Raw genomic sequence first — 14,410 nt, 5'->3', positions numbered from 1 at the left:
TGCAAAATAAATTTGACAAAATTTGCGTTGCACTCGATAATTATCAACATCATTACAAAGGATGCTACTATTTTGGAGCTGATAAACATATCAAAAATTAGCGCAGGCTATTCATTTCGCGGAAAAATTCCTGAACTTAAAAACTCAGGCGTTTATTGTGTTCAAATGAAAGACATTAATGAAACATATAATGTAAACTGGAGCACAGTAATAGAGACTTTATTACCCAGCCGCCAATCTCTGGTATCACTTCAGTCTGGGGATATCTTATTCGCAGCACGAGGCCAGCGTAATTACGCCGCATTAATAGATGCTGAGCTAAAAGAGCGTCTTGCGATTGCAGCACCTCAATTCTTTGTAATTCGTTTAAATGTTCCTGATGTTCTACCAGAATATATAGCTTGGTTTTTAAATCAAACTATCGCACAACGCTACTTTCTCAGTAATGCTGAAGGTAGTACAACGCCAAGTATTCGTAGACAGGTATTAGAAGCAACACCAATTATTTTACCTACATTAAAGCAACAAAAAACCATCATAGAATTAGCTAAAACCATTAGCAAAGAAAAACAGTTAGCGGACAAAATAATCGCAAATGGTGAGTTACTTATGCAAACACTGCTTAATGAAATCAGCCAAACCCAATTGAATGAAGAGGAAGTTCCATCATGCTAAATAGCAATGCGTTAAACACTATACCCATCAATGCCGATCCTGTTAATCAAGACACTATCAATAAAGCGCTGATGGCAGCGTGTGATACTTTTCGTGGAACGATTAGTGCTGATACCTATAAAGATTTTATTCTAACCATGCTCTTTCTGAAATATATTTCTGATGTTTGGCAAGATCATTTTGATGAATATCAAAAGCAATATGGCGATGAGCCGGAATTAATTCATGAAATGATGAAAAATGAACGCTTTGTGATTCCTGAAATTGTTCTTAAAAATGAAGATGGCTCTATTAGAGATCAATTTCAAGCAACCTTTAAAAACCTTTGGGAACGACGCCATGAACCCGGAAATGGTGAACGAATTGACCTGTGCTTACATGCTATAGAAGAAGCAAATGGTACCAAACTACGCGATAACGCTAAAAGTGTTTTCCAAGATATCAGTTTTAATACTGATAAGCTGGGTGAAGAGAAGCAGAAGAACACTATATTAAGGCATTTATTGGAGGATTTTGCCAAGCCTGAATTGAACTTAAGACCTTCTCGTGTCGCTGGACTTGATATCATTGGCAATGCTTACGAATATCTTATCAAACACTTTGCTGCCAGTGGTGGACAGAAAGCTGGAGAATTTTATACTCCTCCCGAAGTATCCAGTTTGATAGCAACATTACTTGATCCTCAACCCGGTGACAGCATATGCGATCCTGCTTGTGGTTCTGGCTCTTTATTAATGAAATGTGGTCGACTAATCCGAGAAAACCACCATCAAAAAAATTATGCACTCTTTGGACAAGAAGCTATTGGGTCGACATGGTCGCTCGCCAAGATGAATATGTTTTTGCATGGTGAAGATAATCATAAGATTGAATGGGGCGATACCATTAGAAATCCAAAGCTATTGGATAGCAAAGGACATCTGATGCTGTTTGATATTGTCACAGCGAACCCCCCCTTCTCACTAGACAAATGGGGGCATGAAGAGGCTGAAAACGATCATTTTGGCCGCTTTCGCCGTGGGATACCACCTAAGACCAAAGGCGATTATGCATTTATATTACATATGATTGAAACGCTTAAACCTAAAACAGGTCGCATGGGCTTGGTTGTGCCACATGGCGTTCTATTTAGAGGATCCAGCGAAGGAAAAATTAGACAAAAATTGATTGAAGAGAATTTACTTGATACCGTGATTGGCCTACCTGAAAAACTCTTTTATGGCACCGGTATACCTGCGGCCATACTTATTTTCAAAAAACAAAAATTAGATGAAAAAGTGCTTTTTATTGATGCATCTAAAGAATTTAAGTCAGGAAAAAATCAAAACCAGCTATCTCAAGCAAACATTGAGAAAATTATTGGGACCTACAAAAAACGTCAATCTATTGATAAATATTCTTATCTTGCAAGCCTAGATGAAATCAAAGAAAACGACTACAACCTAAACATTCCTCGTTATGTCGATACCTTTGAAGAAGAAGAAGAAATTGATTTAATGGCAGTTAGGGCTGAGCGTATATTACTGAAAAAAGAATTAGCAGAGCTTGAGATTCAAATGGAAGCCTATTTGAAGGAGTTGGGTTATGGCTCGTAATCTACACTTAGAATTAATTCCTTCGGGATGGAAATATGATTTACTTGATAAATTTGCAAAGCGATGTAGTGGCCATACGCCTAGTAAGTCTTGCCCAGAATATTGGAATGGGGGTATAAAATGGATTTCCCTTGCTGACTCTCATAGATTAGATAAAGGCTATGTGTTTCAAACGGATAAAGAAATTTCACAAGAAGGTATAAATAATTCCTCAGCGGAAATTCATCCTGCAGAGACAGTTGTGTTATCTAGAGATGCGGGCATAGGAAAGAGTGGTGTTATGGCAGAGCCTATGGCAGTAAGCCAGCATTTTATTGCTTGGAAATGTGATAATTTAAACAAAATATACAGCTGGTTTTTATACTATTGGCTTCAGCTTTATCAAAAAGAATTTGAGAGACAAGCAGTTGGCTCAACAATTAAAACAATTGGTTTACCTTATTTCAAAAAATTAAAAATTGCTCTTCCTCCATTCTCTGAACAAAAAAAAATCGCCCAAATCCTATCAACATGGGGCAAAACCATCACCATCACCGAAAAATTATTAGCCAACAGCGAGCAACAGAAAAAAGCGTTAATGCAACAATTGCTGACTGGGAAAAAGCATTTTCCGGGATTTGATAGTGTGTGGAAAAAAGTAGAGTTAGGCAAGTTGTTAGATTACCAACAACCAACACCTTATCTGGTGAAGTCCACCGGTTATTCTAATGAACATCAAGTACCAGTATTAACCGCTGGAAAAACATTTATACTAGGTTACACAAATGAAGATTTTGGAATATTCAACAAGAATCTACCAGTAATCATATTTGACGACTTTACCACCGCTAGTAAGTTTGTAAACTTTCCATTTAAAGCAAAATCTAGTGCAATGAAAATCTTAGAAGCAAAAGAGGGCATTTCAATAAAGTATGTATTCGAAGCAATGCAAATTCTGAAATATCCCATTGGAGGACATCAGCGGCATTGGATTTCAATATTTGCTAATCTTGTTGTTGGGTTACCTTCTTCTGAAGAGCAACAAAAAATTGCTTCGGTACTGTCTACCGCTGATCTTGAAATAGAAGTGTTAAAACAAAAATTATGTTGTTTAAGGCAAGAGAAAAAAGCATTAATACAGCAATTATTAACTGGTAAGCGGCGAGTATCAATATGAATACATGGCCCCAAATTGATATCAACGAGATTCCCTATTCTGAACAAGTCAGAAGCACAATTATTGATATATTAACAAACGGCTACGGAATATTTGCCGACTATTTGGACGAGAATTTTCTCAATGACTTAAAAAGGTTTCAGAATCAATCTACAGTAAAAATTTATCATCCCGAAGAGCAAAAATTAGCAACCCGCTTATTTGAATTCAGAGTTGCTGAGTATCTATTTAAAATAGGGGCTAACTTCACAACAACTTTAAAGAAGAATGCTCTGATTGATAACTACAAAAATGAAAACACTGTTAAGAATATAAACTATCCTGATTTCTTAATTACCCTTAACAGTAAAAGATACTTTGTCGAAGTCACTATGCCAACACAAGACAAAATTCTAAGTAGAGCTGTTGATATTTTCAATTCAGGCGAAGAATGTTATCAAGAAATTTTATTAGCCCTTAAAACACATCGATCGAAACAATTAACTGAAAGATGGAGAGATGCTTATGATTGTTTAACTTCTATGTGTGTACTTTACCCTGAGTTAGAAAATAAAAAATATCCATTAAAATTTGAGTCTTTAGACCAGTTTTCCATGAAAGATTTTTTAAAGGCTTGTAGTTTACTACGCATTTTATTTCCAAAACTCAAGGAAACTGTATTAAAACAAATAATTTTGGATTTAGAAAGCACACCATTGTCTACAAAAATACTATCCGGTTCCGATAAAGATTTTAAGTGCGGATATGACGAATATACTTTCATCTACCAAATAAAAAATACAATAAAAAACAAAATCGAATCCCCCAGATTTAAAGCTTTACAGGAATTAATGCACAAAGAAAACATAGGTTATATTCTAGCCATATCAGGTGGAATCATCTCATTGATGAATAGACCATTGTTAACAGAAGAATATTTCAGCTTTTTGAGTAATGAAACTAGGATCGATAAATTGTTATTAAGTCTTTATGCGGAAGGCCTAATGGGAAATCAAGCTGATTTTTTCTTCATAAACTGCAATAAAAACCTAGAGCCTATAGGGGATTCTGCATGACCTGGACTACCAAACAAATATTCGATGAACTAATCGAACTCGATGAACATCAACGTATCGAAGCTAAACGCGCAAGTGATATGGGTCACTCAATCATGCAAACTATTTGTGCCTTTGCAAACGAACCAGGGTTAGGCGGGGGTTGGCTGCTTCTTGGTATTGCTGAACCAGATTCTGAACATAACACATTCTGGGTTAGTGGTGTTGAAAATATCGACAAGTTATTAAATGAGCTGCAAAATAATTGTCGCACACAGTTTGAGCATCCCATTCGTATTGAATGTAAGCACGAAAAATTTGATGGCAAATCAGTCATTGGTGTTTTTGTACATGAACTTGAACCTAATGCAAAACCATGCCGTTTTATTGGAAAACCTGATAAACATAACAAGCGTAAAACAGGCGTCTGGCGACGCGGTGCAAACGGTGATTATGAATGCAATGAAAAAGAGTTAGAGCCTATTTTAATGGCAAAGGCTGGCATCAGCTATGAACAAATTATTTTGCCGGATACTACTCTCGATGATTTGGATGAAAATGCTATCGCCCTGTACCGCAAACTACGTTCAAAGGTTCGTCCTAATGCCGAAGAGTTACAAGCCGATGATTTAGGGTTACTCCGTGCGCTGCGTGTAGTTAAAAAACATGGTGGCGAGTATGCCCCCAATATTGCCGGATTACTTTTATTTGGCAAAACACTTTCTTTGCGCGGATTACTACCCGCTGTGCGTGTAGATTATGTTCGGGTTGCTGGCACTGAATGGGTAGAAGATCCAGAACAACGTTTTCAGTACTCCCTTGATCTGCGAGAACCATTATTAACTCTTATCCCTAAACTTGAAAATGTGATTTTAGATGACATGCCCCGCTATTTTCGTTTAGAAGAAGGACAGCTACAACGTTCCGATCAGCCGTTCTTGCCTCAAAAAGTGATTCGCGAGGCGATTGTGAACGCAGTGATGCATCGAGATTACCATGTCCACCAGCCAACAATAGTTGTGCGCTATAGCAATCGTCTTGAGATCCGAAATGCAGGTTATTCTTTGAAGTCTTTGGACGAATATGATGATACTGGTTCTGAATTGAGAAACCCAATTCTTTCGCATGTTTTATATGATCTAGATTTTGCAGAAACGAAAGGAACCGGATTTCGGACGATGCAACGTTTATTAAATGATGCAGGTTTAACTAAACCCATATTATTATCAAATAGACAAAGCAATTATTTCAAAGCAACTTTTTTACTCCATCAACTGATGAATGAAGAGCAATTGCTTTGGTTAAAGCAGTTTAGAGACTTGAGTTTAAGTTCTGATGAAGCTAAAGCGTTGGTCTTAATTAGAGAGGTGGGAGCCATCGATAATGGTGCTCTGCGAGCAATTACAGACTTAGATACGCTGGCAGCAAGTAAAGTGCTTGGTCGCCTTTGGCAACAATACCACTTGATTGAAAAGGGTGGAAGTGGACGTAATACCTATTATAAACCGACTCATTTGCTGATGAGCTATCATCCTTCTGAGCATCAAAATAGAGATGAGCTCAATAGAAATGATAGTAACCTCATGGCAAATGGTAATGACCTCAATCGAAATGGTAGTGACCTCGATGCAAATAGTTGTCACTTACCTGATGCTTTGCGAGAGGCAATTGAACGATTGACTCCAAAGTCTCGTCAGATAAAGCCCGTCATTTTGAAGTTATGCCTACATCACTCGTATTCTGCAGATCAAATGGCGACTATTCTTAATAGAAACGCGAGTGCTTTAAAAACGAAACAACTTGTACCTATGTGTGAAGAAGGTTTGATAACGTATACTCATCCAGAGGTACGAAATCATCCAAATCAAGCTTACGCTATCACAGAGAAAGGAAGGCAGTGGTTAAAAAATAAGGGGCAACTATGACCCAATTACCTCGTTTTCAAGAAGAATACAGCGCAAAAATACCTGCGCTTGTTGTTCTTAACAATTTAGGTTGGACTTTCCTATCTCCAGAACAAGCCTTAGCTTTACGTGATGGTAAACCTAATGAGGTAGTCTTAAAAGCTGCACTATATGATGTGTTACGAAAACGCCGCTTTATATATGCAGGAAAAGAGTATCCGCTTTCTGATAAATCGATTGATGCGATTGTTGCAGAAATTAGCACACCTGCATTAAATGAAGGATTAACCAAAGCAAATGAACAGATATATAACCACATCTTATATGGCATTACTGTCACTGAGTTTGTTGGTGGTAAAAAAATAAATCCGACTATTCCGCTGATTGATTGGCATGATATCCAAAATAATAGTTTTCTATTGACAGAAGAATATTCTGTTTTGGGTGCTGGTGGTGTACAAACCCGTTGCCCTGATATTGTTTGTTTCGTTAATGGCTTACCACTCGCAGTCATCGAGGCGAAACGTCCAGATGGTAAGAAAGGCCCAACGATTGAGGAAGGAATATCACAACATCTACGTAACCAGCGTTTAAGCGAAATCCCTCAGTTATTCGCCTATAGCCAACTTTTATTATCTATTAATGGCGTTGATGGCTTATATGGAACACAAGGAACAGATGCAAAATTTTGGGCGACTTGGCGAGACGAAGATATAGATGAGAATCAATTCAATCAAATTAAAAATTTAGCCCTTACCACACAACAAATAGACGGCTTTTTTAACCACCGGCGAGTAACAGATAGAGTTTGGTTTGAAAAACTCATTTCGCAAGGACAATTAGCTGTAACAGGTCAAGATAAACTGCTCATCAGTTTATTATCACCCCAACGATTACTCGATATGACTCGTTATTTCATGTTGTTTGACAAGAAAGCAGGGAAAATCGTTACACGTTATCAACAGTTCTTTGGTATCCAGCGGCTTATTGAACGAATTAACACACCAAACCCTGACGGAGGGCGTGAAGGTGGCGTTATATGGCATACGACTGGCTCTGGTAAATCGCTAACGATGGTCTTTTTATCACGGGCACTCATTTTGCATGACAGTTTGAAACAATGTCGTATCGTTGTCGTAACTGATCGCGTCGATCTGGAAAGACAACTATCTAATACCTTTCATTCTGGTGGTGAGTTTTCTGGAAAAACAGAATTTTCAAATGCAAAAGCCACATCGGGCAGACGGTTGGCAGAGCAAATCAGCAAAGGCACTGAACGTGTAATTTTTTCTCTCATTCAAAAATTTAATACTGCGGCAAAATTACCACAATGTAAGAATTTAAGTCGTGATATTGTAGTTTTAGTGGACGAAGGCCACCGCTCACAAGGTGGGGAAAATTATATTCGAATGAAACAGGCTTTGCCTAATGCTGCCTTCATTGCCTTTACAGGTACGCCCTTGCTTAAAGAAGATAAAACAACGAATAAATTTGGGTCTATTATCCATGCCTATACCATGCAGCGAGCAGTAGAAGATAAAATGGTGACACCGCTTTTATACGAAGAAAGACGTCCTGAACTCATGGTCAATGACCGTGCAATAGATTCTTGGTTTGAAAGAATAACTGAGGAACTTTCTGAGGAGCAAAGGGCTGATTTAAAGAAAAAATATGCCAAAAAAGGCGAAATCTACCGCTCTGAAAATCGGATTGAGCTTGTTGCTCTAGATATAGCGCACCATTTTGTAAAAAATATTGATGAGGGCTTAAAAGGACAAATTGCTTGTGACAGCAAACTGTCCGCTATTCGTTATAAAAAATATTTAGATGAAGTTGGATTATTTGAATCCGCCGTAGTAATGTCTCCTCCTGATACCAGAGAGGGAAACGTGGAAGTAGATGAGTCTAAAATTCCAGAAGTAACAAAATGGTGGAAAGATAATGTTGGTAATCAAGATGAGCGCGAATACACAAGACAGGTTATAGAGCGTTTTGCCAATGATGAAGATTTAAAAATAATTATTGTTGTTGATAAGCTGCTTACTGGTTTTGATGAACCGCGAAATACGGTGCTCTATATCGATAAGCAGCTAAAAGAGCATAATTTAATTCAGGCTATAGCTCGTGTTAACCGATTACATGAAAAGAAAAAATTTGGATTATTGATTGATTATAGAGGAATCCTTAAAGAGCTTGATACTACTATTGCCAAATATCAGGATTTAGCATCCAGAACACAACAAGGTTATGACATTACCGATCTGGATGGTCTATATCATCAAATGTCTAGTGAATATAAACGTCTTCCCGTGCTCTATGATGCATTATGGCAAATCTTCAAAGAAGTTAAAAACAAAGGTGATTTTGAACAACTAAGGCAAGTACTTATCCCCAAAATACAAGAAGTTGATGGCGATCTCGTCGATACAAATCTGAAAGTTAGAGAGGATTTCTACGATGCACTGAGTGAATTTGCGAATTGCCTCAAAGTTGCCTTACAGTCTGATAGCTTTTTTGATGATAAAAGTATTACTGATACCCAACGTACACACTATAAAGAGACATTAAAACAATTCACCAGCCTGCGCCAAATTGCAAAACTCGATGCAGGTGAAATCATTATATATGATAAGTACGCCGAGCTTGTAAAAAAGCTCATGGATAAACATGTTGTTGGTGTGCAAATTAAAGAGCCAGTAGGTGTATATGAAGTTGGCAAAATGGGACGCCAAGAGCGACCTGAAGAATGGAATGAAGAAAAAACAAGAAATGAAACAGATATCATAAAAACACGCATAGCTAAAATGATTGAACAGGATTTAAGAGATGATCCCTATGCGCAAGAAACATTTTCAGAACTTTTAAAAATAGCCATAAAAGAGGCAGACGAACTATTTGAACATCCATTAAAACAATATTTACTATTTCAAGAATTTGAACATGATGTGCTGAACAGAAAACTAAAGGAAATTCCAGCAGATTTTTCTGATAATCACCATGCACAAGCTTATTATGGAGTATTCAAGCTTCAACTTCCTGTTTCTTTTGCAACTCTCACAGAAGAAGAACAAAAAAAATGGATTGATCTTGCCTTTACTGTGGATGAACTAATTAATGTTTCAATTGCGGAACATTCCTTGAATCAACAAAATACAGAAGCAGACATTCGAAAAAAATTATTACCTATTTTTTTCAAAGCGTGTAAAGATTTAGGTTTTGGAATGGAACATGCAAAAAACATTATTGAACAAATTATTCAAATTGTTCGTGTGGGTCTAATTTCAATATGATTAAGGATAATTAATGTCTGCAGACACATCCTATATTACATTCGGGATAGATAAAATTCCTTTCGAGCTTCGACCCAAAAAGCAAGAAGGCCATCGCATCACAATTAAAGTCAAACCTGATTGTCAGGTTATTGTTTTTGCACCTTTATCCGCAACCCATGACGAAATTATTGTGGCTGTTAATAAACGCGCAAAATGGGTGTATAACAAATTACGTGTATTCAAATCTCAACAAGATTATATTACCCATCGACAATATATAAGCGGTGAAAACCATTACTATTTGGGGAAGAAATATGTACTTAAGGTGATCGATGCACCCAAAGTTAAGCCTCAAGTTAAGTTATTGCGTGGCCAACTGCAGATAATTGGATCCAGGTCGATTAAACATAGACAACAATTATTAACAGATTGGTATAGACAAAAAGCTTCTGAGCTTTTTAACCAAAGATTGGAGCTACTTTTACCTATAGTACCTTGGGTAAAAGAACGACCAGTCATTCATTTAAGAGTGATGAAAACTCGATGGGGTAGTTGTTCTGTCAATGGCAAGATAACGATTAACACCCATCTGATTAAGGCATCATTAACATGCATTGATTACGTAATTATTCACGAACTATGCCACATCGCAGAACATAACCATAGCGACAAATTCTATCGACTGATTAGCAAAGTTATCCCCTACTGGGAAAAAACAAAAGCATTTCTTGATCAAAAAGCGTCATTATACCTTTCTGACTAATGCGCTGTGAGTGCCGCAGTGGTGCCGATTGAGAAAACAAATAGAAAATATTGTAATAAATCAATTGGTTATGGTGGAGGCGGCGGGAATCGAACCCGCGTCCGCAAATCCTCTGCCTTTAGTTCTACATGCTTAGCCTTGTCGATTGGTTTTAGCTGTGGCTCCTCCGACAGGCAGGATTAGACACAGCGATTCTCTGAATTTCGCAAGCTCGCTCGAGACGGGCGGGATTGCTAGCTTATCTCTTATGACCGTTGATTCGATACCGATAAGCAGGCTCGGTCGAACGGGGTGCTGGTTTTTTGGCAGCACACGGTGGGTTACACTATCAAAGCTTACGCAGCGATAGCTTCACCAGCAAAGTTTTCATCGTTTGCATTTATATTTACTGAGTCTTATTTACGAGAGATCTCCTTCTCGGCATGCACCTCCGGTTTCGCAACCCGCGTCGAAGCCAGGTCGCCCCCCAACTTTTATTATAACATAAGTCTGGGAATTTTGATCCTGTGGAGGGAAAAATGTCTGCTTTGTTGATGAAAAGCTTCCCGCCCCAACGGGCGGGAGGCTTTTTTCTTAGCTTTTGATGCCATTGTGACGCAGTAAGGCGTCTACTGTGGCAGGGCGGCCGCGGAAAGAAATAAAGGCGTCGGCGGCTTTTTTAGATCCTCCTACTTCCAATATGCTTCGCAGGAAATCGCGCCCGGTTTTTGGGTTGAAGATGCCCTCTTCTTCAAAACGGGAGTAGGCGTCGCTGGAAAGCACTTCCGCCCATTTGTAGCTGTAATAACCAGCGGCATATCCGCCTGCAAAAATATGGGTGAAGCTATGCGGGAAGCGATTGTATGGTGTTGATGGCGTTACTGCGGTAATGCTTCGGACTTCTTTCAGCATTCGGGCAACAAAATCGGCTTCATTCGCAAAATGCTGGTGGATTCTGAAATCAAACAATGAAAACTCTAGCTGTCGCATCATCCCCATTGCAGATTGGAAATTTTTTGCAGCCAGCATTTTTTCATACCATTGATCAGAGAGCTTTTCTCCAGTCACAACATGACAGCTCAACTCATCCAGCGCTTCTTTCTCCCAGCACCAGTTTTCAAAAATCTGGCTTGGTAATTCAACAGCATCCCATTCAACGCCGTGAATGCCGGATGCGCTTAAATAATCAACCTGGGTCAGTAGATGGTGCAGGCAATGACCGCACTCATGGAATAAAGTAGACACTTCGTCATGGGATAAAGTGCCTGGGTTGTCTCCAGCGGGTTTGGCAAAATTGCAGGTCAGTGTGGCGATAGGTAACTGAATTTCACCGTTGGGCAGGCGTCGTCTTGTTTGCAGTGAGTCCATCCAGGCACCCCCACGTTTATTTTGTCTGGCATAGAGATCCACATACATGAACCCGCGTGAGTCATTTTTCTCATCCAGCAACTCATAGCAAATGACGTCAGGATGCCAGGTTTCAGCGTTTTTGACCTCTTGCAGGCGAATACCGTATAGACGTTCGATGATGTTAAATAGCCCGTTCATCACCTGATTCTGCGGGAAAAATGGACGCAATTCCTCCTGTGAGAAATTGTAATCGCGATGACTCAGTTTTTCAGACAGGTAAGGAATATCCCAGGGTGAGACGGGATCAATTTTCCATTCTTCTCTTGCATATTTTTGCAGATTCTGGAACTCTGCCCTGGCCTGATCAAGAGCGCGTTCGCTTAAATCTAGCAGAAAGTCAGTGACCTGAGTGGTTGAGTCCACCATTTTGGTAGCAATTGATAATTCTGCATAATTTTTAAATCCCAACAACTGCGCTTCTCTATGACGCAATGCCAGGATTTCCTGCATAATGGCTGAATTGTCAAATTTACCCGCTGTCGGACCCTGATCGGACGCACGGGTTACAAACGCATGATAAAAGGTTTCGCGTAACTCTCTATCGTCGGCATAGGTAATTACCGCCAGATAACAGGGAAATTCAAGATTTAACACCCATCCTGGCAATTGCTTTTCCTCGGCCAACTCTTTTGCCGTCAGTATGGCATGCTCTGGCAGGCCTTTCAGTTTGGCCTCATCGGTAACATGCATTGTAAATGCCTGCCCGGCATCGAGCACATTGTTTTCAAACTGATTGGATAATTCCGAAACTCTCGCCTGGATGTTTTCAAATTCCTGCTTATCCTCAGGAGACAAAGCCACACCGGATAATTCAAAGCCCTGCAGCATATCTTCATGCAGTTTTTTCTGTACATCATCCATGTGAGTGACGTCCAGAGAGCGAACAGCCTCATACAAGGCCTGATTTTGGCCTATAGCCGACTGGTAAGCTGACAGTTTGGGCAGACAATCTTTATAGCAAGCCCGTAATTCGGGCGAATTTACCACGGCATGCAGATGAGATAGCGGAGACCAGAAACGCTCCAGTTCATCCTCCATTTCATCAAGCGGCTCAATCAGATTTTCCCAGGTAAAAGCGGTTTCCTGTTGCAATAACGTATTGATGCGCTCCAGATTATTTTGAAGCATGTCGCCCAGATCGTTTGCAAAATGTTCTGGATCAATCGATTTGAAAGACGGTAATTTAACTTTCGACATTACAAGATCTCTAGGAATAAAAAGAAGAGCATAGCACTTTCCGGAAGAATGCTCCAATGCCCAGGCTATGTGAGCTGGAATGCAGGCTGAGTAAGAAATGTATCGTTATAGCTCCCATCCTGTTCGTTCTTATTAACCGAACTAAAAAACAGGAGTGGCGAAGAGGTAATACTCGGCTTTTCTTTTGCTGGTAATTGCAGCTGGTCCTGAGGTCTTAACTCTTCAAAATAACGGGTAGCCAAAAAGCCAGCCACAGTCGCGCTTAAAAAAATTATTGCGCCAATGAGGGGAATAATGGGGTTCGCCATAAAAAATGGCAGCATCAGTGTGAAGCCAAGGCAAACGCCCGCAGTCGTTGCAATCGTCGTGAGTACGCGCTTGGTTTCTATTTCAATGCGAAAGTCCAGAATTTTCTGATGGCGAAGTAATGCCTGGTATTCTTCGTATCTTGAATCATCATCCTTAATCTCATCAGCCATTTCAGCGTATTTGGCTTTCAACTGATTAAATCGGTGGATTTCAATGCCAGCTCTGATACCTGCCCAGATTATGTCGTAAATAAAGCAGGCAAGACTGAAATAGACCCCAATGGGTGCCAACGGTCCAACAAAAACGAAGCAATTCAATACCCCGGCGGTAAACCAGATCACATCATTTCCAATCTCGAAATAGCGCCGTTTTAATTGCGCTAAAAAACGAAACCAGAAACCGAGATTTTTCTCCTGCTCAGTCATGAATGCGGGTACAGAATGCTTGAAAAGAAGGAATAAATTGGAGAACAGACGAGGGGCAAAGAATATCCAACCCAGATAAGCCAATGCCGGATTGAGCACTTTATCAACCGTGGCCATCGCTTTCGCATATTGATCGATCTGGCTAAGAACTGGCACCAGGGCATTGAGCAAACGCTTGCTGCGGATAAAAATCAGTCGAAACGGATTAACCCAGGCCGTATCATTGCGCATTTTCTGCGTGAAGGTATCAGCCTTTAACTCCAGATCGGCAGGCTGAGGCTCGAAATAATAGCCACGTTTTTCCAGGTAGTAACGGTAAACAGCCTGCTCTTTTCTTAAGCGGAGCACCTCGCGTGGCACATTGATATAATTACGGAACAGATATTCCAATAATTCGGCAGATAAGAGTGCTGCCTCAAGCTGTTTTGTAAATTCGGGCGAGTCTGGCTGCAGCATAAATTCGCGCGCGAGATGCGTACAGAGTATGCTGTATTCGAGTGTCAATGCCAGATGTTCTTCGACAAGAGACTCGTAGAACGCCTGCGGCCTGCTAGAAAAGTCCGCGGTTTGCCAAATTTTTGTGCCTTCCAGTGTAATTGACGGTTCCAGTTGAACAACTTGCGGCAATCGTCGCATTACAACGTACATAATGCCCTTTAGGTTTAAATTCGAGACAAGCATGATCTCAAAT

9 protein-coding genes and 1 other RNA gene are annotated in these 14,410 nt (G+C 39.8%); 7 read left to right on the top strand and 3 right to left on the bottom strand.

The window, feature by feature from the left end:
* The first annotated feature begins 12 nt into the window (after positions 1–12).
* Genes LXA66_RS09325 through LXA66_RS09295 form a run of 7 tightly spaced genes read left to right on the top strand, consistent with a single transcriptional unit; the run spans position 13 to position 10,399 of the window.
* A complete protein-coding gene (locus LXA66_RS09325) occupies positions 13–675 on the top strand; it encodes a restriction endonuclease subunit S (RefSeq protein WP_233012930.1) in 663 nt (220 codons plus the stop codon).
* Positions 669–2,270, top strand: a complete 1,602-nt coding sequence (locus tag LXA66_RS09320) for a type I restriction-modification system subunit M (RefSeq protein ID WP_233012929.1) — start codon at positions 669–671, stop codon at positions 2,268–2,270. Before LXA66_RS09325 ends, LXA66_RS09320 begins: the two co-directional genes overlap by 7 nt.
* A complete protein-coding gene (locus tag LXA66_RS09315; RefSeq protein WP_233012928.1) occupies positions 2,260–3,426 on the top strand; it encodes a restriction endonuclease subunit S in 1,167 nt (388 codons plus the stop codon). The genes LXA66_RS09320 and LXA66_RS09315 overlap by 11 nt, the downstream gene beginning before the upstream one ends.
* The gene (locus LXA66_RS09310; RefSeq protein ID WP_233012927.1) at positions 3,423–4,481 is read left to right on the top strand and encodes a hypothetical protein; all 1,059 of its coding nucleotides are present in this window, start codon (positions 3,423–3,425) and stop codon (positions 4,479–4,481) included. The genes LXA66_RS09315 and LXA66_RS09310 overlap by 4 nt, the downstream gene beginning before the upstream one ends.
* Positions 4,478–6,385 carry an RNA-binding domain-containing protein gene (locus tag LXA66_RS09305; protein WP_233012926.1) on the top strand — a complete coding sequence of 636 codons (1,908 nt, stop codon included), beginning with the start codon at positions 4,478–4,480 and terminating at the stop codon, positions 6,383–6,385. Before LXA66_RS09310 ends, LXA66_RS09305 begins: the two co-directional genes overlap by 4 nt.
* Entirely contained in the window at positions 6,382–9,654 is a 3,273-nt protein-coding gene (locus LXA66_RS09300; protein ID WP_233012925.1) for a type I restriction endonuclease subunit R, read from the top strand. Before LXA66_RS09305 ends, LXA66_RS09300 begins: the two co-directional genes overlap by 4 nt.
* Positions 9,655–9,667: 13 nt before the next feature.
* Positions 9,668–10,399 (top strand): M48 family metallopeptidase, encoded by a 732-nt coding sequence (locus tag LXA66_RS09295; RefSeq protein WP_058523033.1) that lies wholly within the window; start codon positions 9,668–9,670, stop codon positions 10,397–10,399.
* Between the two features lie 71 nt (positions 10,400–10,470).
* On the opposite strand, the gene ssrA is transcribed toward LXA66_RS09295, so the two are convergent.
* The 3 genes from ssrA to LXA66_RS09280 all read right to left on the bottom strand — a co-directional run bounded on the left by ssrA (position 10,471) and on the right by LXA66_RS09280 (position 14,367).
* Positions 10,471–10,866, bottom strand: a transfer-messenger RNA (tmRNA) gene (ssrA, locus tag LXA66_RS09290).
* A gap of 106 nt (positions 10,867–10,972) precedes the next feature.
* Positions 10,973–12,985 carry a M3 family metallopeptidase gene (locus tag LXA66_RS09285; RefSeq protein WP_233012924.1) on the bottom strand — a complete coding sequence of 671 codons (2,013 nt, stop codon included), beginning with the start codon at positions 12,983–12,985 and terminating at the stop codon, positions 10,973–10,975.
* A 65-nt stretch (positions 12,986–13,050) separates the two neighbouring features.
* Positions 13,051–14,367 carry a hypothetical protein gene (locus tag LXA66_RS09280; RefSeq protein ID WP_233012923.1) on the bottom strand — a complete coding sequence of 439 codons (1,317 nt, stop codon included), beginning with the start codon at positions 14,365–14,367 and terminating at the stop codon, positions 13,051–13,053.
* Between the last annotated feature and the right edge of the window lie 43 nt (positions 14,368–14,410).

It is taken from the genome of Legionella sp. 16cNR16C, from assembly GCF_021297775.1.
Taxonomy (GTDB): Bacteria; Pseudomonadota; Gammaproteobacteria; order Legionellales; family Legionellaceae; genus Legionella_C; species Legionella_C quinlivanii_A.
Note: the sequence above shows the minus strand (reverse complement) of the source record. Positions and strands in the feature narration are given on the sequence as shown.

What these genes read in the sequence shown, in the direction of transcription:
- LXA66_RS09320 (WP_233012929.1), top strand. Translation starts at nt 669, where the DNA reads ATGCTAAATAGCAATGCGTTAAACACTATACCCATCAATGCCGATCCT.
- LXA66_RS09310 (WP_233012927.1), top strand. Translation starts at nt 3,423, where the DNA reads ATGAATACATGGCCCCAAATTGATATCAACGAGATTCCCTATTCTGAA.
- LXA66_RS09300 (WP_233012925.1), top strand. Translation starts at nt 6,382, where the DNA reads ATGACCCAATTACCTCGTTTTCAAGAAGAATACAGCGCAAAAATACCT.
- LXA66_RS09295 (WP_058523033.1), top strand. Translation starts at nt 9,668, where the DNA reads ATGTCTGCAGACACATCCTATATTACATTCGGGATAGATAAAATTCCT.
- LXA66_RS09315 (WP_233012928.1), top strand. Translation starts at nt 2,260, where the DNA reads ATGGCTCGTAATCTACACTTAGAATTAATTCCTTCGGGATGGAAATAT.
- LXA66_RS09280 (WP_233012923.1), bottom strand. Translation starts at nt 14,367, where the DNA reads ATGTACGTTGTAATGCGACGATTGCCGCAAGTTGTTCAACTGGAACCG.
- LXA66_RS09285 (WP_233012924.1), bottom strand. Translation starts at nt 12,985, where the DNA reads ATGTCGAAAGTTAAATTACCGTCTTTCAAATCGATTGATCCAGAACAT.
- LXA66_RS09305 (WP_233012926.1), top strand. Translation starts at nt 4,478, where the DNA reads ATGACCTGGACTACCAAACAAATATTCGATGAACTAATCGAACTCGAT.